The sequence below is a fragment of the Mucilaginibacter aureus genome (genome assembly GCF_053514885.1).
In genome coordinates this window covers 3,366,905-3,391,643 of the sequence record NZ_CP170601.1, presented here as the reverse complement: position 1 = coordinate 3,391,643, position 24,739 = coordinate 3,366,905, and the positions used below count along the sequence as shown (strand labels likewise).

16 protein-coding genes are annotated in these 24,739 nt (G+C 40.1%); 7 read left to right on the top strand and 9 right to left on the bottom strand.

The features are described 5' to 3' along the window. Window positions 1-103 precede the first annotated feature (103 nt). Window positions 104-1,297 (top strand): pyridoxal phosphate-dependent aminotransferase, encoded by a 1,194-nt coding sequence (locus ACFGVR_RS14550; protein ID WP_448698039.1) that lies wholly within the window; start codon window positions 104-106, stop codon window positions 1,295-1,297. Window positions 1,298-1,352: 55 nt separating this feature from the next. Here the strand turns inward: ACFGVR_RS14550 and ACFGVR_RS14545 are convergent, their stop codons facing one another. Then, entirely contained in the window at window positions 1,353-3,815 is a 2,463-nt protein-coding gene (locus tag ACFGVR_RS14545) for an outer membrane beta-barrel protein (RefSeq protein ID WP_448698038.1), read from the bottom strand. Between the two features lie 336 nt (window positions 3,816-4,151). On the opposite strand from ACFGVR_RS14545, the gene ACFGVR_RS14540 reads away from it, so the two are divergent. After that, window positions 4,152-6,788 (top strand): MGH1-like glycoside hydrolase domain-containing protein, encoded by a 2,637-nt coding sequence (locus ACFGVR_RS14540; protein WP_448698037.1) that lies wholly within the window; start codon window positions 4,152-4,154, stop codon window positions 6,786-6,788. 51 nt (window positions 6,789-6,839) lie between these two features. Here the strand turns inward: ACFGVR_RS14540 and ACFGVR_RS14535 are convergent, their stop codons facing one another. The 5 genes from ACFGVR_RS14535 to ACFGVR_RS14515 all read right to left on the bottom strand — a co-directional run bounded on the left by ACFGVR_RS14535 (window position 6,840) and on the right by ACFGVR_RS14515 (window position 14,887). Further along, window positions 6,840-7,898, bottom strand: a complete 1,059-nt coding sequence (locus ACFGVR_RS14535; RefSeq protein ID WP_448698036.1) for a hypothetical protein — start codon at window positions 7,896-7,898, stop codon at window positions 6,840-6,842. A 43-nt stretch (window positions 7,899-7,941) separates the two neighbouring features. After that, the gene (locus tag ACFGVR_RS14530; protein WP_448698035.1) at window positions 7,942-9,558 is read right to left on the bottom strand and encodes a gliding motility protein RemB; all 1,617 of its coding nucleotides are present in this window, start codon (window positions 9,556-9,558) and stop codon (window positions 7,942-7,944) included. Between the two features lie 53 nt (window positions 9,559-9,611). Next, a complete protein-coding gene (locus ACFGVR_RS14525) occupies window positions 9,612-11,219 on the bottom strand; it encodes a gliding motility protein RemB (protein WP_448698034.1) in 1,608 nt (535 codons plus the stop codon). 169 nt (window positions 11,220-11,388) lie between these two features. Next, the gene (locus ACFGVR_RS14520) at window positions 11,389-14,415 is read right to left on the bottom strand and encodes a glycosyltransferase family 117 protein (RefSeq protein WP_448698033.1); all 3,027 of its coding nucleotides are present in this window, start codon (window positions 14,413-14,415) and stop codon (window positions 11,389-11,391) included. Window positions 14,416-14,470: 55 nt separating this feature from the next. After that, on the bottom strand, window positions 14,471-14,887 hold the full coding sequence (locus ACFGVR_RS14515) for a Sec-independent protein translocase subunit TatA/TatB (RefSeq protein WP_448698032.1): 417 nt from the start codon (window positions 14,885-14,887) through the stop codon (window positions 14,471-14,473). A 527-nt stretch (window positions 14,888-15,414) separates the two neighbouring features. Between ACFGVR_RS14515 and ACFGVR_RS14510 the strand changes: the two genes are divergently transcribed. Both ACFGVR_RS14510 and ACFGVR_RS14505 read left to right on the top strand, forming a co-directional pair. Next, a complete protein-coding gene (locus tag ACFGVR_RS14510; RefSeq protein WP_448698031.1) occupies window positions 15,415-15,735 on the top strand; it encodes a hypothetical protein in 321 nt (106 codons plus the stop codon). Between the two features lie 257 nt (window positions 15,736-15,992). Further along, window positions 15,993-17,300 carry an ammonium transporter gene (locus ACFGVR_RS14505; RefSeq protein ID WP_448698030.1) on the top strand — a complete coding sequence of 436 codons (1,308 nt, stop codon included), beginning with the start codon at window positions 15,993-15,995 and terminating at the stop codon, window positions 17,298-17,300. Window positions 17,301-17,373: 73 nt separating this feature from the next. On the opposite strand, the gene ACFGVR_RS14500 is transcribed toward ACFGVR_RS14505, so the two are convergent. The 3 genes from ACFGVR_RS14500 to ACFGVR_RS14490 form a co-directional block, all read right to left on the bottom strand. Continuing rightward, window positions 17,374-18,447, bottom strand: a complete 1,074-nt coding sequence (locus tag ACFGVR_RS14500; protein ID WP_448698029.1) for a fatty acid desaturase — start codon at window positions 18,445-18,447, stop codon at window positions 17,374-17,376. A gap of 157 nt (window positions 18,448-18,604) precedes the next feature. After that, window positions 18,605-19,849, bottom strand: a complete 1,245-nt coding sequence (locus ACFGVR_RS14495) for a sensor histidine kinase (protein WP_448698028.1) — start codon at window positions 19,847-19,849, stop codon at window positions 18,605-18,607. Beyond that, window positions 19,846-20,523: a response regulator transcription factor gene (locus tag ACFGVR_RS14490; protein WP_448698027.1), complete on the bottom strand. Its 678-nt coding sequence runs from the start codon at window positions 20,521-20,523 to the stop codon at window positions 19,846-19,848. The genes ACFGVR_RS14495 and ACFGVR_RS14490 overlap by 4 nt, the downstream gene beginning before the upstream one ends. 491 nt (window positions 20,524-21,014) lie before the next feature. On the opposite strand from ACFGVR_RS14490, the gene ACFGVR_RS14485 reads away from it, so the two are divergent. The 3 genes from ACFGVR_RS14485 (at window position 21,015) to porN (ending at window position 24,430) form a co-directional block, all read left to right on the top strand. Beyond that, window positions 21,015-21,824 (top strand): hypothetical protein, encoded by an 810-nt coding sequence (locus tag ACFGVR_RS14485; protein WP_448698026.1) that lies wholly within the window; start codon window positions 21,015-21,017, stop codon window positions 21,822-21,824. A gap of 143 nt (window positions 21,825-21,967) precedes the next feature. Beyond that, the gene (gene porK, locus ACFGVR_RS14480; RefSeq protein ID WP_448698025.1) at window positions 21,968-23,281 is read left to right on the top strand and encodes a type IX secretion system lipoprotein PorK/GldK; all 1,314 of its coding nucleotides are present in this window, start codon (window positions 21,968-21,970) and stop codon (window positions 23,279-23,281) included. 36 nt (window positions 23,282-23,317) lie between these two features. Further along, window positions 23,318-24,430, top strand: a complete 1,113-nt coding sequence (gene porN, locus ACFGVR_RS14475; RefSeq protein WP_448698024.1) for a type IX secretion system ring protein PorN/GldN — start codon at window positions 23,318-23,320, stop codon at window positions 24,428-24,430. The last annotated feature ends 309 nt before the right edge of the window (window positions 24,431-24,739 follow it).

Genomic DNA, 24,739 nt, shown 5'->3' with positions numbered 1-24,739 from the left:
TTATTCAAATAAAGCTACTTTGTATATAAAATTAATAGGCAATAAGCCTCATTACCAGTAAAGTTATTTTCTATATTTGCCCGCAAATACAACAAATTCAATTATGAGTGCATTAAGCGATAGGATCAACAATTTATCCGAGTCAGCAACAATTAAAATGGCTAAGCTGGGCCGCGAGCTTTCAGCTAAAGGGGTTGATGTGATCAGCCTGAGTTTTGGAGAACCGGATTTTCATACCCCGGAACACATAAAGGCTGCTGCCAAGCAGGCTATGGACCAAAACTTTACTTACTATACGCCTGTTGCGGGTTACCCCGAACTGCGTAAAGCTATTGCAAATAAGCTAAAGAACGAGAATGGTTTGGATTACGATGCAAGCCAGATAGTTGTATCAACCGGTGCCAAGCAAGCTATTGCCAACGCTTTATTATCATTGGTTAACCCCGGCGAAGAAGTTATTATCCCTACTCCTTATTGGGTATCATACTCCGAAGTTGTAAAACTAACCGAAGGTGTTAGTGTATTTATTGACAGTACCGTAGAAAACAACTTTAAAATTACGCCTGCGCAATTAGAGGCTGCAATTACGCCAAAAACTAAGCTATTTATGTTCTCATCACCTTGTAACCCAACAGGTAGTGTTTACAGCAAAGAAGAATTAGCAGGTTTGGTTGAGGTTTTTGAACGTCACCCGCATGTTTATATCCTTTCGGACGAAATATACGAACACATTAACTTTGTCGAAGAGCACGCTTCAATCGCTGCATTTCCTTCTGTTAAAGACCGCGTGATCATCATCAACGGTTTTTCAAAAGCTTACGCGATGACCGGATGGCGCATAGGCTATTCAGCATCAAACAAAGAGATCGCTGCAGCCTGTGATAAATTACAGGGCCAGATCACATCGGGTACCTGCTCTATCACCCAGAAGGCCGGCGTTGCCGCTTCTGAAGGTGGATTAGAGTCGGTATTAGAAATGCGTGAGGCATTCCGCAAACGTCGTGGCATTGTTTACGATCTGTTGAAAGATATCCCTGGACTAAAAGTAAACCTGCCTGATGGCGCTTTTTACTTCTTCCCTAACGTAACTTCCTTCTTCGGCAAAAGCTATAACGGCAAAATCATTAACGATTCGGACGAGTTAAGCATATTCCTGTTAGAAGAAGCACATGTGGCTACCGTAGGCGGCGATTCATTCGGCGATCCAAAATCTATCCGGATATCTTACGCTGCAGCCGAAGATAAACTGATTGAAGCCATGAGACGCATTAAAGAGGCTCTGGCTAAATTAAAATAATATTTAGTACCGTTTTTTAGAAGAAAGGTATTTATGGAAACATAGATACCTTTTTTTATTGCGGACCATTACCGGTGCCGGCTCTGTTTTGTTCCGGCTCGGCGCCCGTCTTACGTGTACGTTCGGCCTTAACTGTTTTATTACCAAACTTGTAAGTAAAACTTAGCAAAATAACCCTGAATTCGGTTTTATCATTACCGGTAACATCTAAATTTTGATAGGTAGAAGTAAATCTGTTACGTTTGCTATTAAAAATATCATTTACAGTTAAAGCCAAACTTGCTTGCCTGCTTATGGTTTTAGTAATGCCTGCATCAAAATGATATGCTGCTCTATATTCGTTTACACCGAAGGTTGTTGGTATTTCATATTCACCATCCAATTCGGCTTTAATAGTTTTACATACGGTAAAAAACTGTGCAACGCTTATGTCAGCATCGGCTCCCGAACGGTTTAGGTAAGATTCCGCTGCACTGGCTGTTAACCTTTGATACGATGTTGTTAAATTGACATTGGCATTCCACCACGATGTAAGATCAAACTGCCCATTAAACCCAATACTATAAACGTACCTATTGCCTAAATTTGACTTTTTCGTAACCAATATTTTAGTACTGTCATTTTGAATAAAAATTGATTGCGCAAAGTTGTTTGTTACCGAAAACTGCAGCGTAGTTGTAAACTTGTTTTTATAAGTATGCTGTAATTCAATAGTATTAAGATAATAAGGTTTTAAATATGCGTTGCCCATATAATAGCTATACTGGTCCTGGTAGGCTATAAACGGATTAAGGTCGGTATACGACGGGCGGTGTATACTTTTTCCATAAGCTAAGAGCAAAACATTATCCTTATTCACCATATCTGTAATTTTCAAACTCGGAAAAAAATCAATGTAGTTATTCTTAACGCCCGTTTTACCGGTTATTGATTCACCATCCGAAATAGTTTGTTCTACCCTTAAGCCTGCTTCGAGGCTGATTTTCTTATTAAAAGATTTATTGTAAACAATGCCCCCGGCATTAACTGTTTCTGTAAAATCAAATTGGTTTGTAAACTTCGCATCAGGCTGATAAACCTGGTTAACTATCTCACCAAAATCTAAATTATTATGCGTTTTAACATAATCGGTTTTGGCAATAGCCACTAACGTTGACGTTGGAGACAAATTGAAAGTATAATCAATATTGTACGTATATATCTTATAGTTGGATGGAAAGCTGTTTTGTATTGTTAAAGTACGATAACGCTGGCGGGAGACACCATTAAAATATTCACTGTTAATAATTTCTAATGGATTACGGGTGTAGGTAAAATAATCAAGGTCAATAGATAATACGCCCGCCTTATCGAAATTTCCTTTGTAATTTAAATCAAATGCTATTTGTGATGCTTTGCTGTTTAAAGAAGAGTTGGTTACAACTGTTGAGTCAACTTTGCCCTGATTAATAATATTGGTGTTGGTATTTTTGCTCAACATAAAGTTGGTGGTTAAACCTTTAACCAAAAAACCAATAATATGCTTAGGACTAATGTTGTAGTCAGCACCCAACCGGTAATTATTGGATAACCTGCTTTGATCCGAAAAATAGTCAGCATCTATTTCGGTGATTACATTTTTGTAATTTACAAACCTGTCTGTCAAAAATATCCTGTTGTAGGGTATATTGGAGTAACTGTAATTGCCAAATACGTTTAAATCTTTAGTCCGGCTGTTAAAAACAACACCGGCTCCCCCCCTGTATTTCGAATCGTGCCCTTCTCCTATCTGCTGTACCCCGCTGTTTATATTTACCGAAGTGTTTATTCCAAAATCTTCGTTTCGGGTTAATTTGATATTGATCGCTCCGCCGCCACCTGCTGCATTATACCTGGCACCCGGCGTATTGATCAGCTCAATCTGGCTGATCGTGTTGCTTGGCATACTCTGCAGCATCTCTATCAAAGCTTCCGGGGGAATATTTGCCGGCTTATTGTCAATCAACACCAATACGTTATTTTTCCCGTCAAGGCTGATATTGTTGTCGTTGTCAATTTTAACACCGGGTGCTTTTTTCAAAATTTCGAAGGCATTGCTGCCTGCCGATGTTATACTGTTTTTAACGTTTAGTATTTTTTTTCCGGGTTTGGTTTCAATGAAGGGCCTGTCGGCAATAATGTCAACTGTGTTAAGGCTTTTGTAATTAATCTTGAGTTTGATTATCCCAACATCGATAATTGCAGATCGCTTTAAAATATATGGAGCAGATATTAATTTCTCATATCCAATATTTTCAATACTAATTAAATACTTATTGGGTTGCAGGCCGTCGAATTCAAACTTACCGTCTTTGTCGGATACGGCAAATTTCACCGTACTGGAATCAGCCGGTAGCAAAAGATATACTGTAACATCCTTAATAGGAGCATTTTGAATATCTGCTACCTTACCAATGATCTTACTATCATTAGTTTGGGCATCAGCAGCATAAAATTTGGTCAGTATAAATAAAAAAAGTAGACTTTTGTAAAATTTCAACCGTGTCTTAGTAAATGTTTACCATACTCTAAATTTGGTCACAAATTAGTTACATTGTATTGAATTAGCAAACGGAAACTACAATTTATTTCTTAAAAAAAGAAAACTCCGTTATTAAAAAAATATTTTAGTAACTCAAATGACAAATCATCAGAGAAAATATAGTTTAATATTATTTACAGTTGTTAATAGAATATCTTTTTCGAAAATATAAATTTAATTTCCAAAAACAAATAAGTTTTATGCAAGTATAACCTAATTTGATTAAAATGTTTACTTTTCCGCCTAAAACAAACCCGGCGAAAACAGGTGAATTAGTGTGCTGAAGGACAATTTATGACTGATATCAACAATTCTAACCCCGAACAACTCAGATTAGATGAAAATGCCGGTAAAGAGGTACCCCTGGAACATTGGGGACCTTATCTTAGCGAACGACAGTGGGCAACCGTGCGCGAAGATTACAGCGACAATGGCGATGCCTGGGGATACTTTACTCACGATCAGGCACGCAGCCGTGCATACCGATGGGGCGAAGATGGACTGGCCGGTATATCCGATTATCACCAGCGCCTCTGTTTCGCTATCGCATTGTGGAACGGAAAAGACCCGATATTAAAAGAACGTCTTTTTGGTTTACCTAATGGACAAGGTAACCATGGCGAAGATGTTAAAGAACTTTATTACTACCTGGATAATGTGCCCTCGCATTATTACATGAAGTATCTGTACAAATACCCGCAGCAAGAGTTTCCGTATGATGAGCTGGTAAGCGTTAACATCAACCGCTCGAAAATGGAGCCAGAGTATGAAATATTAGATACCCGAATATTTGATGACGCCAGGTATTTCGATGTGTACGTAACTTACGCAAAAAACAACTTTGAGGATATCCAGATCTGTATTGAAATACTTAACCAGGCTACCGAAACTGCCGATATTACCCTATTGCCCACTTTGTGGTTTTATAACTACTGGCAGTTTGATAAAATTAAGCCAAAGCCTATCATTACAAAACTTAATAATACTACTGTAAAAGCCACCTACCCAAACGGTGGCGACTATTACCTGTATCATCAACAGGCAAACTTTGCGCTGTTTACCGAAAACGATACCAATAACGAGCGTATTTTCAGGCAGCCTAACGAAAGCATTTTTGTAAAGGATGCCTTTCACGAAGCTATAACAGATGGCGACAATATCGATCAGCTAAAGGCGCAGCAAAGCGGAACCAAATACGCCCCGGTTTACCAGTTAAGTATAAAAGCCAAAGAATCGAAAAAGATATTTTTACGATTGTGCAAAGAACCCGTGGATAATCCTATCCCAGATAATTTTGAAGATGTTTTTGTTACGCGCAAACAGGAAGCTGATATTTTCTATTCGCAAATGCTGCACCCTGGTATTTCGCCCGAGCTGGCTAATATCCAGCGGCAGGCTCTCGCCGGATTGTTATGGAACAAGCAGTATTACCATTACGATACCCGGCCAATGGTTTATAACGGTAAAAATACTTCGCCAGCTTTTGAAACACGACCAAACGGACGTAACAACAACTGGAAATACTTAAAAAACCAGGACGTGATATCCATGCCCGATAAGTGGGAATACCCTTGGTACGCTGCCTGGGATCTGGCTTTTCACTGCGTACCCATGGCGCTTATCGACCCGGTTTTTGCAAAAAATCAGCTCATCCTTATTATGCGCGAATGGTATATGAACCCTGAGGGCCAGATACCCGCCTACGAATGGAACTTTAGCGATGTAAACCCGCCTGTACAGGCCTGGGCCGCTTTACAGGTTTACCGGATCGAGAAAGAGAAAAAAGGTAAGGGAGATATAACTTTTTTAAAAAGGGTATTTCAAAAACTGGTTGTAAACTTTACCTGGTGGGCCAACCGTAAGGATATTGAAGGCAACAATATTTTTAGCGGCGGCTTTTTAGGACTGGACAATATTGGTGTTTTTGACCGCAGCAGCCAGGTAAAAGATGCCGTTTTAGAACAGGTTGACGGCACCAGTTGGATGGGCACTTTCGCGCTAAACATGATGGATATCGCACTCGAAATATCGCTGGTTGACGAAGCTTTTGAAGATATGGCTGTTAAGTTTTATGAGCACTTTGTGTTAATTGCCGAAGCTTTAAACGAATTGGGCCTATGGGACGATGACGACCAGTTTTTTTACGACACCTTACGTTTAGCCGATGGTAAACCATATCATTTAAAAGTACGCTCGTTAGTGGGTTTAACTTCTATGTTTGCAGTATCTGTTTTTCATTTGAAAGATGGTGATACCCGTTTAAAAGACTTCAGGAAACGAGCTAACTGGCTTAACCGCTACCGCGAGCAAAACAACTTATTTTTGCCACTAAGTGTGGATGATAAAGGCAATTTTCTTTTATCGCTGGTACCATTTGAACGGATGATCAAGTTATTGGACCGTATTGCCGACGAAAACGAGTTTTTATCCAAAGGTGGTATTCGGGCATTGTCTAAATTCCATTTAAACAACCCATATTGTGCTAATATCAACGGCGTAAATTATTCGGTTAACTACGAGCCCGGCGATTCAACCTCCAACCTTTTCGGCGGAAATTCCAACTGGCGCGGGCCGATATGGACACCCATGAATTTTATGCTAATCAATGCCATTAAAAAATACGCGTTGTACTACGGCGATACCAAAGTAAACTTCCCCAAAGGCTCCGATCAGCAATTGACCTTACAGGAAATAGCCAACGAATTAAGCCGCCGCATCATCAGCGTGTTTGAGCCTGATGAGAACGGCGGTAGACCTGTACATGGCAACCAGCAGGAGTTTTACAAAAGACCCGAAAACGCCGAATTGCTATTATTTTACGAATATTTTCACGGTGATGAAGCTTATGGCTTAGGTGCTAACCACCAAACCGGTTGGACAGCCCTGATAGCCAACATGATCAACGATACAGCTTATTTCGATACGAAATAATTGTTAACATAATTTACGTCAGGCAAATACCGCTAAGGCCTTCTAAATTTTTCAGAGCAGGTTATCGCTTTTAAACCTTACCAGCTTTTTTCGACCGATATCATAAATAAGTCTGAATGCCTGTTGGCTATCACCATAATAACCGGGGGTTTGATGGAAACTTAGTATAAACTGTCCCTTTAACCGTTTAAATACGAAGGGTGAATAGATAATATCCAAACGGTTATACATGGTTTTCTCATAAAATGAATCCCCATAGTCGATATGGCTGCCCTGACCGGCATAAAACTCATCATAAAGTGCAAACTTGTGGTAACTGATAAACGCACTTGCTACAAAACCTTTGGGTATTTTAAAACCATCAACACCACGGGTACGCTCTAGTGATATCATACCCCCTACATCAAATTTCAACGAATCGAACACGGTTTTGTGACTAAAGTCAAACCCTGCCCTGATCTGTGCGCCGCCATTATCGGTAATACCTGCTTGCGGAGCATTAGACGCATCACCGGCATCGTGTAGCAGTAAAAAGTAATGCGACAAAAAGAAAGGTCCTTTTGGATTAGGTATATATGTTCCGCAGGCACCAAATAAAAACTGCTCACGATCAGTTAATGTTTGGCGGCTTACCCAGTCTATCCAAAGTGTTTCGTACCCGTATTGCGTATGTAACGATGTTAACAAACCTTCTACATTAGGGCGCTCATATCTTAGGGTATCATTTAATAATGCACGCGGGTATTGCGTCAGCAAACCCTCGCGCGGAAACTCACCGATGTTAAATGTCCATTTCTGACTTTGATAATGATAATAGGCAACTGGCGCCGTATTAACAAAAAATGGCTTACCACCAAATTCATGCTGGGCGTTAATGCCAACAATAAAATGGTTCAGACTATCCAGGTTAACACCAAAATCGAGAGCGAGACGAGTACCCGAATAGGTACGTGAGCGTTCCACAAAAGCCGAATACTCGCGGTTATCCATATAACCCAGACCATTGAAATGGATATCTAAACTACCGTTTTTTTGCTGATCGCTTTGCGCGAATAATCCGGTACTCAATAAAACTAAAAAGAGGAAAATGCAGGTAAACTTATTGCTCATACAGGTGGCAAGGATACAAAATTACAGCGAAAACTCACGTAAATTAAAAGTCATTATAAATATTACGAAACGAACTACACAGGCCAAACGTGATGAGGCCGGTTTTGTTATTATACACACTGTTTTTTTCATCGCGGAATAAAACACCAATTTCCAGGCGTAAATTGTATTTAGGGTTAAGCAGATAGGCTACTTTACCTTCGGCATAATAAAAATCAGTGCGCAACCCCTGGCCTATATAATTACCTGTAAGTTTTGCAGGCTTATTGTACGATTTAAAGATATCTTTTCCATAATTAAGATCATCGATATCCAAACCATAGTACGCATAATTAACCTGGCCCTGCAAGTCAAACCGGCCCACCGAATAATTCAATATGCCGAGCCACTCCCTAAAATTTGCACCAAACGGATGCGCTAAAGGCTCACTATAATGCGAGTAGTTTCTAAAACCAACCGTTTCTGAATATGTGTATGGTTTAGCTGCGTTAAACTCAAATAAATAATTTAGTGTTTTTACTTTAAACAGATCGGCACCGCGTACGCCCAGCTGGTAAGCATATTTATTACGCGAACTGCCGTTGCTCGAAAAGAAATCGCCTGCCTGAAACTCGGTTAAGTTAAATTGGCCGTAAACAATGTTTTTATCGGTAAACTTCCATTTGGCGGTTAGCCCCAATCCATTTTTATCGGGCGAGCCATGTGATGACTCAACCGCGGTTAAAAATGTGAGCGGAGTAGCATAACTAAAATCGAACCCCCGTTTATGACCAACGCTATCCTGATCGGCTGAGATCAGCGACTGGAAAAAGCCGAGCGACACCCTGTTGCTTACACTCCAGTCAATGTATTGAAAATACCCCCATTTTTTCAGGTTAGAAGCATCGCCAGGGGCTTTAGGGCCGTTAGGATCTTCAAATAACGTATATAGGGCCATGTATTTCACACTACCTACATTAACAGTAGCCTTTAAAAAAGGGTATGGCGAAGCATAGTCAGATAAAAGCATTGAGCGGTAACCATCGCCAATAAAGTTTTTATCCTGCCCCACAGTAAAGTTTACGTACTTAACCGGTGTGTACGAAAGTAAAAATGTATAGTACGACCAATCGGTAATATTGCTTCCGCGATTGGTTACCCTTGTTTGGCCAGATACTACCCCTACGCCGTTAGCATAGCTGGTAAGGTAATCTGGAAATTGTGCTTTATTGTTATAACCACTGCCATAAAAAAAGAATTTCGAGCCGATAGTGCCCCCAACCTGGTAGCCTAAAGTAGTTAACCACGTAGATTTATTACCGGCAAAATTATACCCCGCCTGCAGATCGGGAAGTACATCAGCATAAAGCGTATAACCCGGATGTTGTACATCAATTAAATGTTCATTAAAAAAACGACCTTTCAATATCCCGTTCGCACCATTGTTAATTTGCGTCAGCGAGTCGTATTTATGCTTTAACAAGGTATCATCAACAAACCAGGGCTTTATTGAGGTATGTATTGCCGTGTTGGTTGAATAGAGCTCAGTGCTAAATTTTTGGTAAAACTGGTACGAATAAGGCTGATACACCGACTGTGCACGAAGCGCGAATGTTGCAATCAAAAGCAACATAAACGACAACAGTGTGTGTTTGTATATTTTAGGGATAGTAAGCTTCATATTTAGTTTAATTGTTGAACATTGACCATGACTGATATTCTCATATATTGCAATTAAAAGTCATGATAAAGGTTTCTGAAACTGCTGCGCAGGCCAAAAGTTATGAGTGTTGTTTTTACGTCCGAAACTGTATTTTTTTCCTGGCGCACTAATGCGCCCACCTCGATCCTTAAATTATACTTGGGGTTAAGCACATATGCAACCGTACCCTCAGCATATTTTAAAGTAGTGGCTAGGCCCTGCCCGGTGCTGCCATTAGCAACCGCTACATTATCAGGTAAAGTAAAATCTTTACCGTAGTTAACTCCTCCTGCGTTTAAACCATAAGTTGCATAGTTAACCTGCCCTTGCAAATCAAATTTGCCTATCGAGTAATTTAAAATGCCTGAGTACTCTTTAAAATTTCCACCAAACGGATGCCCAAGCGACTCGCTGAATTGAGAGTAATTAACTATCGGATTTTGATTTGCATAGGTATATGGGTTGGCAGTATTGTATTCAAAAAGATAATTAAGTCTGTTTATCTTAAAAAGATCCGATCCGCGCAAGCCTAACTGAAACGCGTTACGGGTTGTTGAACCATTATCAAAAAGTAATTGCCCGTAAACAGTTGTTTTATCTAATACCTTATATTTTGCGTTAAAGCCTAATAAAGTATGATCACTTATAGCCGATGACGGGCCTAAAGCGCTGGAAAAGATCAACGGGTTTATGTAGTTAAAATCAAAACCATGCCTGTTGCCCTGGTCGTCTGCTTCTGCGGCAATTAATGCGTTAAAAAAGCCTAATGAGGCCCGGTTGGTAATATTCCAGTCTATATAATGAAAAACGGCCCATTTGCGCCTGTTATTAGGTCCGCTGGTATTCAAATCAAATTTATGCGCGTTCTGATCATCAAGATAAGCCCACATGGCCATGTATCGTACATTTTTACCAAGATCGGCACTTAAACGAAATAGCGGGTAGCTCGAAGAATAATCTGATAATAGAACAGACCGGTAACCATCGCCAATAAAAATTTTATCCATACCCATATTGAGCATGATGGACTTTGAAGCCTGGAAGCCTAACAAAACGGTAGAGTAAGACCAGTCGCTACTGTTTTTAACCGTGGTTTGTCCGATAACTGTTCTGTCCTGGGCCTGGCTGGGTACAAAAGCTTTAGTCTCAATATAGGCTTGCTCGTAGTTGGCAAACCTGCCCTGGTTTTCATACCCGCTGGTGAAAAAGAAAAAGCGTGAGCCAATGGTGCCCCCTGCCTCATAACCACGCGTGTTGATATAGGTTGTCTTACCGTCATTTATTTCGCGCCCCTGGCCTATATCAGTTAAATAGTCAAAATAAAAAGTAAACTCCTTGTTTTTAACCTCGGCAATATGACCGTTAAACAGCACACGGTGTATCCAGCTGTTTTTACGATTATCGATATTATTAAGCATCAACGAATCATAGCGCGGCCTCAAAGAGCTGCTATCCCCTATAATAAACGGCTTTAACGAGGTATGTAACCTGGTAGACGGATTATAAACGTCAACATTTAGTTTTTGATAAAACTGATAACTATAGGGCTGGTAATTGAGTTGAGCAAATGCGGATACAGACGAAAACAGGGAAACTAAAAATACCAAAAGGGCTTTTTTTTGCTGGTAGCTATATTTCATAGACGAGGGATGTGCACTATAACAACGGCTAAATCGGCTTAAATGTTTTACCACCGATGCGCTGTAAAATTACAATAAATAATTACATACACCTTGTTAATGGCCAAAAAGTGCCATAAACAAAAAGAGGCTGCCTTTTTGAGCAGCCTCTTTTTCTATCAAATAAGATCTATCGTCTCTGGCCCAAGATGCCCGAGAATTTACCTTCGTAATCCTTTAACTGGCTGGCAAATTCATTTGCCAATGCTGTTTGCTGGTAACGCTTGGTAATTGTTGCCATATCATTCAGCACCGAAATGCCGTACTGTACGGTACGCATATCAATAGACTCGGGGCTTTTTTGCAATATGTTATAGTTATAATCCAGCTGATCTTTCAGATAAGCATCAACGCTCTTCATCAGGTCGTTCGCCGGTTTAGGTTCATTCAATTGATAGAATGTTTGAGCGATAAAGTTTTTACGTATAGCGGCTTCAATATCCGGGTAAATATCAGGCATTACATCCAGATATCTATGCAAGGCTTTAGCAGCCAGATCGGGATGCCCTTCCTGTATCAGGTTTTGCGCCAGATTTGAGAATGTTGATAGAATGAGCGGATAGAACATGGTTGAAGATTCGTGATCCAGATATTTGGCGTTCTTCATGTTTCCCCATTTATATTTTTCCATCATGTTGTTATACATCACCATGGTATTGGTTTTCTCGAGCTGCTCGTTCCCTTTAAGTGCTGTATCTGGCTTAAACGGCATTAAACGATACGCAAACCCTTCCTTATACAAGTATTGCTGCAGGCCAATCATATTATCATTGCCAACTGTTACAGCAAAATAAACCGGTCTTTTCCAATTGTTATGGGTTAATATATCCAACATGGCCAGGTTATCCTTGGTCACGTAGTTCGATGTATATTTCCATTGCATTTCGGGTGCAATTTTATCGCGCTGCGATGCCGATATGGTTCCGCTGTTAATTACATCATCCGGGTTAACCGTTAATTTGAAATTTTTAGTTGGTAAATAGTTACTGCTGTCTCCTCCGGTCAGTTCCAGTTTGGTACGCGGATCGTCTGAAGTAATAAAGTCAAATATCTCTTTCAACTCAACCGGGGCAGGTATTTTCATGTCGTTGTAGTAAACAACATCGCGAACCCCCAACTGGAATTTCTCATCAGGCATACTGATCGGCAATGGATCAGAATTGTTCATTTTGTGTTTCATGCCACGTATATACCAATCCGTACCTAATAAGCTCAGGTTAACTATCCGCACGTCAGGGCGTATGCCTTCAACCTCCTGATCATACCATAACGAATAGGTATCATTATCCCCATAGGTAAATAAAATAGCATTAGGGGCACAGGAGTTTAAATAATTCCAGGCCATATCATGCGGCGTAAATTTGGTGGAACGGTCATGGCTCTTCCACTCTTCTTTTGCCATCACTACCGGTACTGCTAAAAAGCATAAACCTGTTGCTACAAAAGCAGCTATTTTACCTTCAAGCCTTTTACGCAAACCTTCGGCTACAGCAATAACACCTAATCCTATCCAAATAGCAAACGCATAAAACGAGCTTACGTAAGAGTAATCACGTTCGCGAGGTTGCTCGGGTGGTTGGTTTACATATAATATAATGGCCACACCGGTAAAAAAGAATAACAGTGCAACTACCAGCGCGTACCTGCGATTACGGCTGAAATGATAGATCACCCCTAACAAACCTAAAATTAAAGGTAGGTAGAATAGCGGCGTATAAGTATTACCGTTTAATACACTTTTAGGCACATTGCTGCTATTATCAAATATACCCGAAGTAACCAAACCGTCAATTTTGCCCTGATTGGCCTGGCCGTCAAGGTCGTTATAGCGGCCAACAAAGTTCCACAAAAAGTACCTGATGTACATTTGCTTGATCTGCCAACTAAACATAAAGCCTAAGTTATCGGCCATGGTCGGACTTTGGCCTTCACCAATCTGCATCCACTCTTTATAAAACTGGGGGTGATCGCCCTCAGTATCATACATACGTGGTAACAGTGTGTTTTTATCATAAATATAGTTGGTTTTTTTGCCGGCAATCTCGTATTTGGTTTTACCCTTACGGTAGATGGTGCCCCCGGTAGTTTGATCAACCGGTTTCGAATCAAAATACTGGCCGTAAACCAAAGGCCTCTCGCCATACTGATCACGGCTCAGATATCCCTGCATCGTGATGGCATTGTTGGGGTCGGTATTGTTCAGATTCGGATCGGCTTTGGCCCTGATGGGGATCATGGCAAAAGAACTGTAACCAAAATAAATAAACGCAAGGCATAAAAACACCAGGTTAAGTACCGGCTTATTATTACGGATACTGTAAATTATGCCCGAAGCTATAATGGCGATGATCACCAATATGGCAAACAATGCACCGCTGCCAAAGCCTAAACCCAATGTGTTAACAAAGAACAGATCGAACCAGCCTGCAAATTTTACGGTGTATTGTATAACACCAAACATTACAACTAATAAAATAAACACGCCCGCAAGCATGGCAATAATGGTTTTATTGGTACTGATATCTTTATAACGACGGAAATAATAAACCAGGGCTATAGCCGGTATGGTTACCAGGTTTAGCAAGTGGATACCTATTGATAAACCCATTACATAGGCTATGAACACGATCCAGCGATCGGCGTTAGGTTCATCGGCGTGCGCATCCCATTTTAATATTCCCCAAAAAACAACCGCAGTACATAATGACGATGTTGACCAAACAATGGTTTCAACAGCCGAGAACCAAAACGTATCCGACCAGGCAAATGCCAGTGCGCCTACCAAACCCGAACCCATAATTAATATAGTGCGCGATTGATCGATCTGTTCGGTGCTTTTGGCCAACAATTTTTTAGCCAGCGCGGTAATCGTCCAAAACAGGAACATTACCGTGGCCGCGCTCGACATAGCGGTGCCTAAATTGGTAAAATAAGATACTTTAGCATTATTACCCATCGAAAGCAACGAAAATGCTTTACATATCATGGTAAACAAGGGGTAGCCCGGTTGGTGCGATATCTGTAGTTTAAAGGCGCACGAAATAAACTCGCCGCAGTCCCAAAAACTTACCGATGGCTCCAAAGTTAAAATGTACGTAGTTGCCGCTACTGCAAAGCAAAGCCAGCCCAAAATGTTATTGATTCTGTTGTATTGCATAGCTTTTAAGAAATAGAAAATATCATTTGTGAGGTTTATAATTGGTTATACTATTTTAAGGCAATGGTGTTTCTCTCGGATGTTCTGCTTTTGGAGCATTCTGATCAGTTTTCTCTAAAGATATTTCTGATGCGGGTACATAAGGTGCCGAATGATCGGGTGCTAATGCTGTGTCGTTAACCGGTGTGCCGGGAGTATTGTTTATTGGTGTAGAATGATCGGGCACTAAGTTTGTATTTTGTACCGGAGGAGCAGGCGTTACAGCGGGCGGGTCGTTTTTTGCTGTTTCTTTATTGATCTGATCCTGGATATCTCTCTTCACGCCTTCAGAGGCATCTTTAAACTCGCGGATACCCTGACCTAAACCACGGGCCAGTTCAGGAAGTTTTTTACCGCCAAACAACACCAAAGCCACTAACAGAATTACAATGGTATCCTGACCACTGAAAAACAATAACGTTGAACTTAACATAACAATTTTATTAAATAATCAATTAACATTAAACTTTGCCCCTTGCGGGTGAGACCTATATTTGAGACCTATATTAAGGTGCAAAGATATGCTAAAAAACAAAGTATCCGAATATGATTAGAATTAACGAACTGCACAAAGCGCAGCCCCGGTTTAATTATATTCTACACCAAAGTTAACAGCAAAAAAACTTAAAAAATTATTAATTGCAATGTTTAACAGTTTTTAACAAAAGCGCTTAACAACTGGTTTATCAAGGCTGGAACTGTTTATTTATTTTTTAGGCAAAAAGGGGTATAGTATTTCATTTCAGACAAACAAAAACAATGAAATCCCATCAATACCTTTAAAATTATCCAAATAAGCACACATTAATAGACAATAACTTGAGTTTTATCTAATTTCATCAAAAATCAAAGCAAAAACTTAAAAAATTAATTAAATTTCAATAAAAAAGCTAAATATTTGACAAAATAGTTCTATATTTAGGCGTGATTACTAAAATTATCAAATTATTTGTCATTTTAATGCTCTTTACAGGCGCATATACCTATGGTACGCCCGTTGATTTGAGAAATGCACATTACGAGAAAAAAAGTAACACCGCTATTGTTTCGGTATCTAAAAAAACAAATAGGGATGCTTTTGATGCTTTTTTAAATTGCAGCAGTGCCGCCCAGGTTACTACACAAAATTTCAAACAGGCACATGCCTATAAAATTATTTTAACGCTATCCGCACGGGTAGTCACTTCCATTAATTTTTTATCGCTTTATACCGGTAGCCACGCTTCCGGCCTGGCGCGCTTTTATAAGCTCATCTTGTTTCCGTTTCACGCGTTTTGGTAATTCACCACCCGTCAGCGATAATTTCTTTCCTACAATTCAGATACCAATTGCTTTTTAACTGCTGCAGATTTTGCGTGCCATCTTCTGTACAACACTGTTTATAAGCTTTTTATCCCGGGCTGATCATCCGGCCGTGTATCTTATTGTTTTTTCACCAATCGCTGATACACTTTAATTAATCAAATCAATTCACCTGCAAACCAAACCGGTATTAAACAACCGGATGGGATGCGTACACTCAAACCTTTTCTAAAACAATGAAAAAAGCCTTACCCTTTGCAATTCTTGTGATAGTGCTCATACTTGCACTTATCTTCCCGTCGTTTGAAACAGTTAACATCCCCGGCAACAAAATTGACAGCGGCGATACTGCCTGGTTATTAACCTCGACCGCCTTAGTATTATTAATGACACCCGGACTCGCCTTTTTTTACGGCGGTATGGTGAGTAAAAAGAACGTTCTTTCAACCATGATGCAAAGCTTTGTGTGCATGGGCGTTATTACCGTTATATGGGTTGTTTTTGGATTTAGCCTTGCCTTCGGCGATTCGATAAACGGCATTATCGGCAACCCATCTACCTTTTTTATGATGAAAGGAATGTTAGGAAATGCCACCTGGAAACTTGCTCCTACTATTCCATTAGTATTATTCGCCATGTTTCAGTTAAAGTTTGCGGTAATTACCCCTGCTTTAATTACCGGCGCCTTTGCCGAGCGGATCCGCTTTAACTCGTATCTTATTTTCCTTTGCCTGTTTATGATCTTTATATACGCCCCCCTCGCCCACTCAACCTGGCACCCCGATGGCGTTATGTTTAAATTAGGCGTGCTCGATTTTGCGGGCGGCACCGTAGTACACATGTCGGCCGGCTGGGCAGCGCTTGCTTCGGCTTTGTATTTAAAACAACGTAACGAAAAAGCTCATGCACCGGCACGTATCAGCTATGTATTATTAGGCACAGGCTTGTTGTGGTTTGGCTGGTTTGGTTTTAATGCGGGCTCCGCATTGGGTTCAGGCGCGCTTGCTGCAACGGCTTTAGCCACTACCACAACTGCATCGGCAGCAGCAGCCATGTCGTGGATATTTTTTGATATGATGCTTGGTAAAAAACCTTCGGTTATGAATGCCTGCATAGGCGCCGTAGTGGGCCTGGTGGCTATTACGCCGGCCGCCGGTTTTGTAACCGTATCACACTCTTTAATTATAGGCATAGTTGCTGCTGTTGTGAGTAACCTGGTAGTCATGTGGCGCTCACGCACCTCGATCGATGATACTTTAGACGTATTTCCTTGCCACGGCGTTGGTGGTATGGTAGGTATGCTGTTAACCGGCGTATTTGCCCACACCAATGTAAATGGCGGTAATACAACCGGCAATGGTTTATATTACGGCGAAACCCATTTGTTCCTGATCCACCTGGGGGCGTTATTGGCTGTATCTGTTTTCGCTTTCGGCGGATCGTTTATCCTGTTAAAGGTAACCGACCTGATAAGCCCGTTACGCGTATCGGAAGAGGATGAAGCAGCCGGCCTTGACATCAGCCAGCACGGAGAGGAACTTTAAGAAGCTCAAATTGATAAGTGAGCAGTTTGTTTTAACAGTTGTAGCGCCGCGGCTTTAGCTGCGGTGCTATTTTCTATATTCCGGCTTCGGCCACAGCAACCTCTTGGGGGCAGGCATGTATTTTAGTTTCGAGATATGGTTTATGATATTGCTCCAGGAATTCTTTCTTTGAGTCGCGGTAAAAAGTAACCGCGCCTATCATACTCAAAAACTTAATATAGCACCAGGCAAAATCAATTTGGTGAGGCATAAAACCCGAACGTGCACTTTTTGGATACAAGTGGTGATTATTATGCCACTCGCCAGCTACAAAACCAGGCCACAGCTGATTTATCGACATATCGTTTCGGTTATAATCAATACCGTCGCGGCGTTTATCATCGCCCTGGCCATGCCCATCATAATTAAATGTACGTACACCTACCGCCCAAAAACCGGCAGCGCCAAATAAAGTACAGGCCAGCATGTGCCCGCCTATGGCATAAAATATAAAATACCACACACTCCAGTTAACCAGCCAATACAAAACCGCGGTATACGGGTTAGCCACCGAACCATATTTTTGATATTGCGCGTAGGTGTTTGCTTTTACACCGGTATGCTTCATTAAGTTGGTGATGCGTTTATAATCGCCCTCACTTAAGTTGGTGGCTATAGGCTGATGATTAACATCGGCTAAAAAGCAATATAAAAAACCGCCCTGGGCATTGTACGGATCGCCGGGCTGATCGGATTTGGCATGGTGCACATGGTGCGATACCACGTATATTTCTTCGGGGATGATTTTTAGTGTAAGGTTCTGTGTAAAAAACCGCCAAAAAGCATTTTTAAACTTATAAGCGCCATGCGTACAATAGCGGTGATACCATATGGTACCATGCGAACCCATGATGATCATACTGTATACAAAAGCGGCCAACAGCATCCATAAGCTAAAATATTTAAAAATGAATAGCAGGAAAAACGGCACCAGGCAAAGCACCTTTAGCCAGCTAAAAAATGCCAGCCAGTTTTTTTTGCTTTTAAAAACATTGAGCCGTGAAAAAAATTCGCCGAAGATCTGTTTTGGGGTAGGCTTTACTAAATCGCCGTTGGGGTGTTTCCATCCATATGATGGAACGTGCAGTACATGGTCTAAAAATGCCATTAGTTTATAATTAAGTGCGGCTTAACGCTATTCTGAATAACTTAATTATAAAAAATAGTCTGCGAATTGTAAAGATACAAAAAAAGCGTTGGATTTAAACGCGTTTTTTATTAAAAATTTAAGATACGATGTTTCTGATGCCCGGAGGCTGATTAATTTAAAACCTGACGGTAAAGCAATGGTAAGGTTCGTCATAATTATACGCCAGGTCGAATTTATAGCTTTCGCATATCTGTTTTGAAATGGTTAATCCAAGTCCACTACCCTCCGAACCTGCCGATTTATTGAATCGCTTAAAAATATCATTCCGCGAAAGCGCCATTTCACCAGTGTTTTTAATGATTAGTGACTGCTGGGTTAAAGTTATTTTTACAGAGCCATTTGTTTTGCTGTGGCGGATAGCATTACTTAATAGATTATTGAGTAAAACATCCATTAAATATGGGCTAACATAAACCTCTTTGTTCACCAGATCGCTTTCGAGCAAAAGCTCTTTATTGATAAAAAGTTCTTTAAACTGGCTGACCTTGGCTTCAATCAAATCCTTCAGATCGACCATTTGATCATCCTTCACCAAATGATTTTCAATTTTAACCAGCAATAACAACGATTGATTCAGGCGCGTCAACCGGGCTACGGCATCGTACACATCATTTAACAAATTACTTTGCTCGGTATTAAACTCGCCGGCTTGTATCAGCGAATCTAATTTGGAATTGATAACGGCAATAGGCGTCAATAACTCGTGCGATGCATTTTCGGTAAAGGTCTTCAGATCTCTATAATCGGTTTTTACCCGCGAAGCCATATTGATAACAGCATTGTTCAATTCTTTAAACTCATCTATAGATGAATTACTACTCGCAATATCCTTGTTATCTGTTAAACTAAATACCCGGAGCTGTTGTAAAATAGCATAAAACGGCTGCCACATCCGGTTTAAAACAAACCGGTTGGTAACAAACAATACTAACAATAAAAACAGGATAACACCAAGGGTGATGAAAAAGATGATCTTGATCAGGTCTTCCGTCTCTACTTTTGATTCGATAATAGTTACCTGGTAGTTTTGGCCGTTTACCCGCACCGATGTGATCAATCCCCGACCAGATTCATACTCATGCTCTTTGGCATTGTAATACCCGGTGTTTATAAACCTGCGTTCAACCTCGCCTTTAACCGCCAGAAAATCAATTTGCTGATCTTTATATTCAACAACCCGCGGAAGGGCGTTATTTTGTTTTACATAGGTAAAAGTTTCCTGTTCTTCTATAAGGATATCCTTGTCAACCTGATTATTCAGGATAAAACTAATGGCCCAATAATAGATAAGCCCGGTTACAAACAATACAATAATTGCCGATATCAGGTTAACCCTGTTGTACTTTGCTAAAAGCTTCATTGATCAGAAAACTTATATCCCATACCGTAAGCGGCCTTAATATAATCCTTACAGCCACAATCTTCCAGTTTCTTGCGCAGGTTTTTGATATGCGAGTAGATAAAATCAAAATTATCGGCCATATCAGCACCATCGCCCCATAAATGTTCGGCAATAGCATTTTTTGATACTACTTTGCCTTTATTGGCGATAAAGTATAAAAGCAAGGCGTATTCCTTACGGGTAAGTTTAAGTTGAATACTATTTATTTTGACATCTTTTGCTAAAAGATCAATAACGATCTCATTAAACACAAGCAAATTACTGCCACTAAAAGATTTTCGCCTAACAATGGCTGTTACTCTTGCCTTAAGCTCGGATAAGTGAAAAGGCTTAACCAAATAGTCATCGGCTCCCATATCCAGGCCATTTACTTTATCATCCAAAGAGTTTTTTGCAGAGATGATCAATATCCCATCCTGGTTATTATTTTCCTTTAAATATTTCAATACATTAAACCCATTCCCGTCGGGCAAAGTAATATCGAGCAGGATACAATCGTACTTATAAAGGCTAACTTTTGTGATGGCCGATTGGTAGTCGGGAGCTACTTCGCATACATTACCCTCGTCAGAAAAGTACGTCTCGATACTTTCCCTTAAACCTTTTTCATCTTCGATAATTAATATTTTCAACTATTGGGTAATTTTTCTGTAGTTATTGAATAATTAATGCCTTGATTCGATATAAAATATACAATGTAGAAACAAACTTAATCTAAGACTCATGGCAACATCTCTTGTCATTGCTCTTACAATAGTACCAAAAAAACGGTTAAATCACTTTGTAAAAACCGTTAAATCACTGTTTTATATCAGCAACGATGTAAATAGTTTTGTATCGTATATAATTATACCTGTAATAAGGGTCGATACAAAAACATAATGCAAACAATATTTTATTGTTAATTAATGGTTAATTAAATAAAGCCATTAATCTCATTTTTTTGAAACAATAATACTAAAATATCGTAATAAGCCCAAATGCAATAAATGTAGATAATAGGCGGTTAGATTAAATACTTTACACAAAAAGGGTTTTAAAATTTTATTTTGATTATCAAAAGCCTGAATAGTTTGTATTAATTAAAATTTTTCTATTTTTACATTTAGAAAACCATCACAATATGAAATTCACAAACACCGATTCTTTTAAGCATAAAATTTATCTGATTTCCCCGCTTCTTGTCATTGTATTTGGCCTGTTTTGTTCCATGCCAGCTTACAGCCAGGTTGACTATAGTTATGGTATAAGTAAAAAGGGATTTAGGCTCGGCGTAGGCGTGGGTGTTTCTCAGTTACATTCTAATTGGAGTGCATCTTCTATTGGCGCGGCAGGTGTTTTGAATTTGGATTACGATATAAACCCATACTTTACTATAGGCTTAGAAAGCAATTTTGGACAACTTGGTGGTACCGACGCAGAAAACAAATTATATATACAAAAAACAAGCGTAATTTTTGCTTCAGGAAGCCTGGCGTTCAAAGTAGCACTTGGCCAATTTTCTGACTTCAAAACCAAAAACGCATTTCAGGATGCTATGAAGAGGCTTTATATTGGAGTAGGTATAGGCGAAGTATATTCAAACGTAACCCTTACACCACATACCGATGGAAAAGGCCTTTCGGACATTAATGTTAGCGGCCTTGCCAATGGCGTGCTCATACCCAAATATAAACAGACCAGTAAAGGAACCTTTACCGGTAATGGTACTTTTGTACAAATACCAATTAGTTTTGGTACAAATATTGCTTTACGTGGCTTTTTAGGAAACGATAAAGTTGAATTGAACCCTAATTTTCAATATATATTTGTTCAAAGCCCGTATTTTGACGGTTATCAACCAAACTCGAAGCCCCAGACTAATCCGCTTATTGGTGTAAACGGTAACCAGGCTTATTTTGTGGGATCATTAGCTTTAAGGTTTAAATTTTAACAACTGTAAAACTCAACACCCTAAGTAACATAACTTTAACTATTAAACTAACAACAATTTTGAATATCAATATGAGTACAAAATATGTCAAAATAGCTCTATTAGCTGCATCTGCAATGTTTTGCGCGTGTAAAAGCAAAAAAATGTATGAGGTGCCAGATCAGGTGCGCCCTTTTAAAGGCAAAACCATAACCGCTCCTCCGGGAATGGTATATGTTCCTGCAGGCGAAATATATGAGAAAAGCTCAATAAGAGACTCTTCGTCTATTGATACCTTATCGCAAAGGCGGGTTAGTTTAACTGCTTTTTTTATTGATGCAACCGAAGTTAGCAATAGGCAATACCGCAAATTTGTCGATTGGGTTGCTGATTCGGTAGCGGTTACTGATTTTATTAAGGATCCTAAATACTTTTATAAAACCAAGATCAAATCAAAAGCAAAAGGCGCTAAGGACTCTACCGTACAACGCATTAACTGGAGCAAAATAGATATTAACGGTAAAGTTCCGTTTTGGTTAAACAATGATCTGCAACCAAAACTTGCGGGCATGGTGATAACCTCGGGTGGAAAAAAGATCTTAAATAAGGACAAAGTTAAATTTACCTATGTGCACGTGCAGGCAGGTGGACCAAACGATGGCAAAAGCGTTACCGACACCGTTAGCGTAGTGCCCGACAGCAATGTTTGGGCTGAAGATTTTCCAAATTCGCAATCGGATATTTATGTAAACAACTATTTTACCAATAAAGCATTTGATAACTATCCTGTTGTAGGTGTTAACTGGAAACAGGCCAGGGCATATGCAAACTGGAGAGGGATTATTACAGGATCACAGGACGAATCGTTAAAGGATTTTGGTTTACGTTTCAATCTGCCAACAGAGGCTCAGTGGGAGTATGCGGCATCGGGTGGTGAAAATAATGCCGAGACTGTTGCAGGAAATGTTGCAGCAAGTACAACAATTAATGTGGTTCCCTCGTATATAAACAAAAAAAGTAAAAAGAACTTGCCGATAGCTAACTTTAAACAAGGCGATGGTAATTATACCAAAGATGGTTCTACATACACATTGCCTGTAAAATCATACGCTCCCAATTCTTTTGGTTTGTATAACATGCAGGGTAACGTTGCAGAGTGGACACTTGACGCCTACAGCCCATCGGCCCGCGAATTTGTAGACGATTTGAACCCGGTATTATTGTTTGATGCACCGGACAATGATGTTGACGTAATGAAACGTAAAGTTGTACGTGGCGGATCATGGAAAGATAACGCAGGCGATATGAACACCGCTACGCGTAATTATGAAGTACAAGGCACGGCACACTCTTATATCGGTTTTAGATGCGTGATGCTGGCACCTGACTTATTAACTGATCAAGTTAAAACACGTTCGGCCGTCAAACCGCCTAAGAAGAGCAAAAAAACTGCGAAATTATCAGCATCAGCTAATTAAAAGATCAAAACAAAGAGAAACAGCAACAGTAAAGACATGAAAAAGAGAATCATACTTGTTTTGTTTGTAATACTTGCCGGTAGTTTATCGTTACTGGCACAAAGCAAAAAAAGAAGCAAAGCAAAAACACCGACAAAAAAAACCACCAGGATTGTTGCACCAGCACCGGATACAACTGCAATTGCAGCCACAAAGACTGATGCGCCTCCAGTTCAAAACACACCAAATAAGATCGTGTCGGTACCCGACTCGGACGATGGTTATTTGAAGAGTGAAATAATGACCAAAGCAAGGCCGTTCCCAATACCCGACCCTAATCAAAATAATATCAAATATTACCACCGGTACTGGAGAGATATTGATCTGAAAGACCCGAGGAATCAAAAATTCAATACCCCAGGCTCTACTCTTATCGAAGCTTTACTTAAAGGTATTAAAGAAGGTAAGATAAATGCTTACGATGCAACAGGTGGTATACCTGAAAACCCGGGAGGCGACGCGTTTACCGTACCGATGACCTATGACGGTTTGATGGGCCGTATGCGTGATACCGCAACGATTGATAAGCTGGATAAAGACGGTAACAAAATTGGCAGCGAAAGAAAACTGAATGACTTTTCGCCGGATAAGGTTGTTGGATACCGTATTAAAGAGGATGTGTACTTTGACAAACGCCTTTCGAGGGTACAAACCCGTATTATTGGTGTGGCACCTTTAATCAGGGTTACTTTAACCAACGGCGATACTATTGGCACGCAACCGGTATGCTGGTTGAAATTTAAACAATGTCGTACTGTATTTGCTACCATGGATGTTTCTGATCCGGATAAGAACCTGTACGATGTGAGCATGGATGATATGTTTTTACAAAGGCAGTTTAACGCTAAAATTGTAGAAGAGTCAAACCCGCTTGGCCGCAGGATAAAAGATTATATGAAAGACCCTGCCGATCAGGATAAAGAGGCACAGCGTATAGAAAAGAAACTAGCAGATTATAAAGCCAATATTTGGCTGTATACAACTACCGGAGCACTTGATGGCAGCGAAGCTGCTGCCCAGGGAAAATCGGGCAAAAAGCAATCTACAAAAAAAGCTACACCTGCCCCACCGCCGCCTGCGCCTTCAACTGGTGCACCGGTAAAACAATAACTATCAAATCAAACTTATATAGGCCTTTTCGGGATACCCGGAAAGGCTTTTTTTATGATGCTCCACTACGCATTTAGGATATGTCATAAAACAAAAACATAGTTGTATAATCAAAAAATTATACTGTATTTTGCATCAAATTTTTAAAGCTACTCAAAACTTTAAATAGGATGAAGCAACAAAGCATATATAAGCAACAAGGCACTGCAAAATTTGCGTTGGCTACTTGCGCTTTGGTTTCAACAGTTGTGATACCTACATCACGACGAAGACTTTTTATTACGAGGCTTTGATTCAGTAATTGAATCA

What these genes read in the sequence shown, in the direction of transcription:
- ACFGVR_RS14535 (WP_448698036.1), bottom strand. Translation starts at nt 7,898, where the DNA reads ATGAGCAATAAGTTTACCTGCATTTTCCTCTTTTTAGTTTTATTGAGT.
- ACFGVR_RS14520 (WP_448698033.1), bottom strand. Translation starts at nt 14,415, where the DNA reads ATGCAATACAACAGAATCAATAACATTTTGGGCTGGCTTTGCTTTGCA.
- ACFGVR_RS14525 (WP_448698034.1), bottom strand. Translation starts at nt 11,219, where the DNA reads ATGAAATATAGCTACCAGCAAAAAAAAGCCCTTTTGGTATTTTTAGTT.
- porN (WP_448698024.1), top strand. Translation starts at nt 23,318, where the DNA reads ATGAAAAAGAGAATCATACTTGTTTTGTTTGTAATACTTGCCGGTAGT.
- ACFGVR_RS14550 (WP_448698039.1), top strand. Translation starts at nt 104, where the DNA reads ATGAGTGCATTAAGCGATAGGATCAACAATTTATCCGAGTCAGCAACA.
- ACFGVR_RS14510 (WP_448698031.1), top strand. Translation starts at nt 15,415, where the DNA reads ATGCTCTTTACAGGCGCATATACCTATGGTACGCCCGTTGATTTGAGA.
- ACFGVR_RS14505 (WP_448698030.1), top strand. Translation starts at nt 15,993, where the DNA reads ATGAAAAAAGCCTTACCCTTTGCAATTCTTGTGATAGTGCTCATACTT.
- porK (WP_448698025.1), top strand. Translation starts at nt 21,968, where the DNA reads ATGTATGAGGTGCCAGATCAGGTGCGCCCTTTTAAAGGCAAAACCATA.
- ACFGVR_RS14515 (WP_448698032.1), bottom strand. Translation starts at nt 14,887, where the DNA reads ATGTTAAGTTCAACGTTATTGTTTTTCAGTGGTCAGGATACCATTGTA.
- ACFGVR_RS14485 (WP_448698026.1), top strand. Translation starts at nt 21,015, where the DNA reads ATGAAATTCACAAACACCGATTCTTTTAAGCATAAAATTTATCTGATT.
- ACFGVR_RS14530 (WP_448698035.1), bottom strand. Translation starts at nt 9,558, where the DNA reads ATGAAGCTTACTATCCCTAAAATATACAAACACACACTGTTGTCGTTT.
- ACFGVR_RS14495 (WP_448698028.1), bottom strand. Translation starts at nt 19,849, where the DNA reads ATGAAGCTTTTAGCAAAGTACAACAGGGTTAACCTGATATCGGCAATT.
- ACFGVR_RS14500 (WP_448698029.1), bottom strand. Translation starts at nt 18,447, where the DNA reads ATGGCATTTTTAGACCATGTACTGCACGTTCCATCATATGGATGGAAA.
- ACFGVR_RS14540 (WP_448698037.1), top strand. Translation starts at nt 4,152, where the DNA reads ATGACTGATATCAACAATTCTAACCCCGAACAACTCAGATTAGATGAA.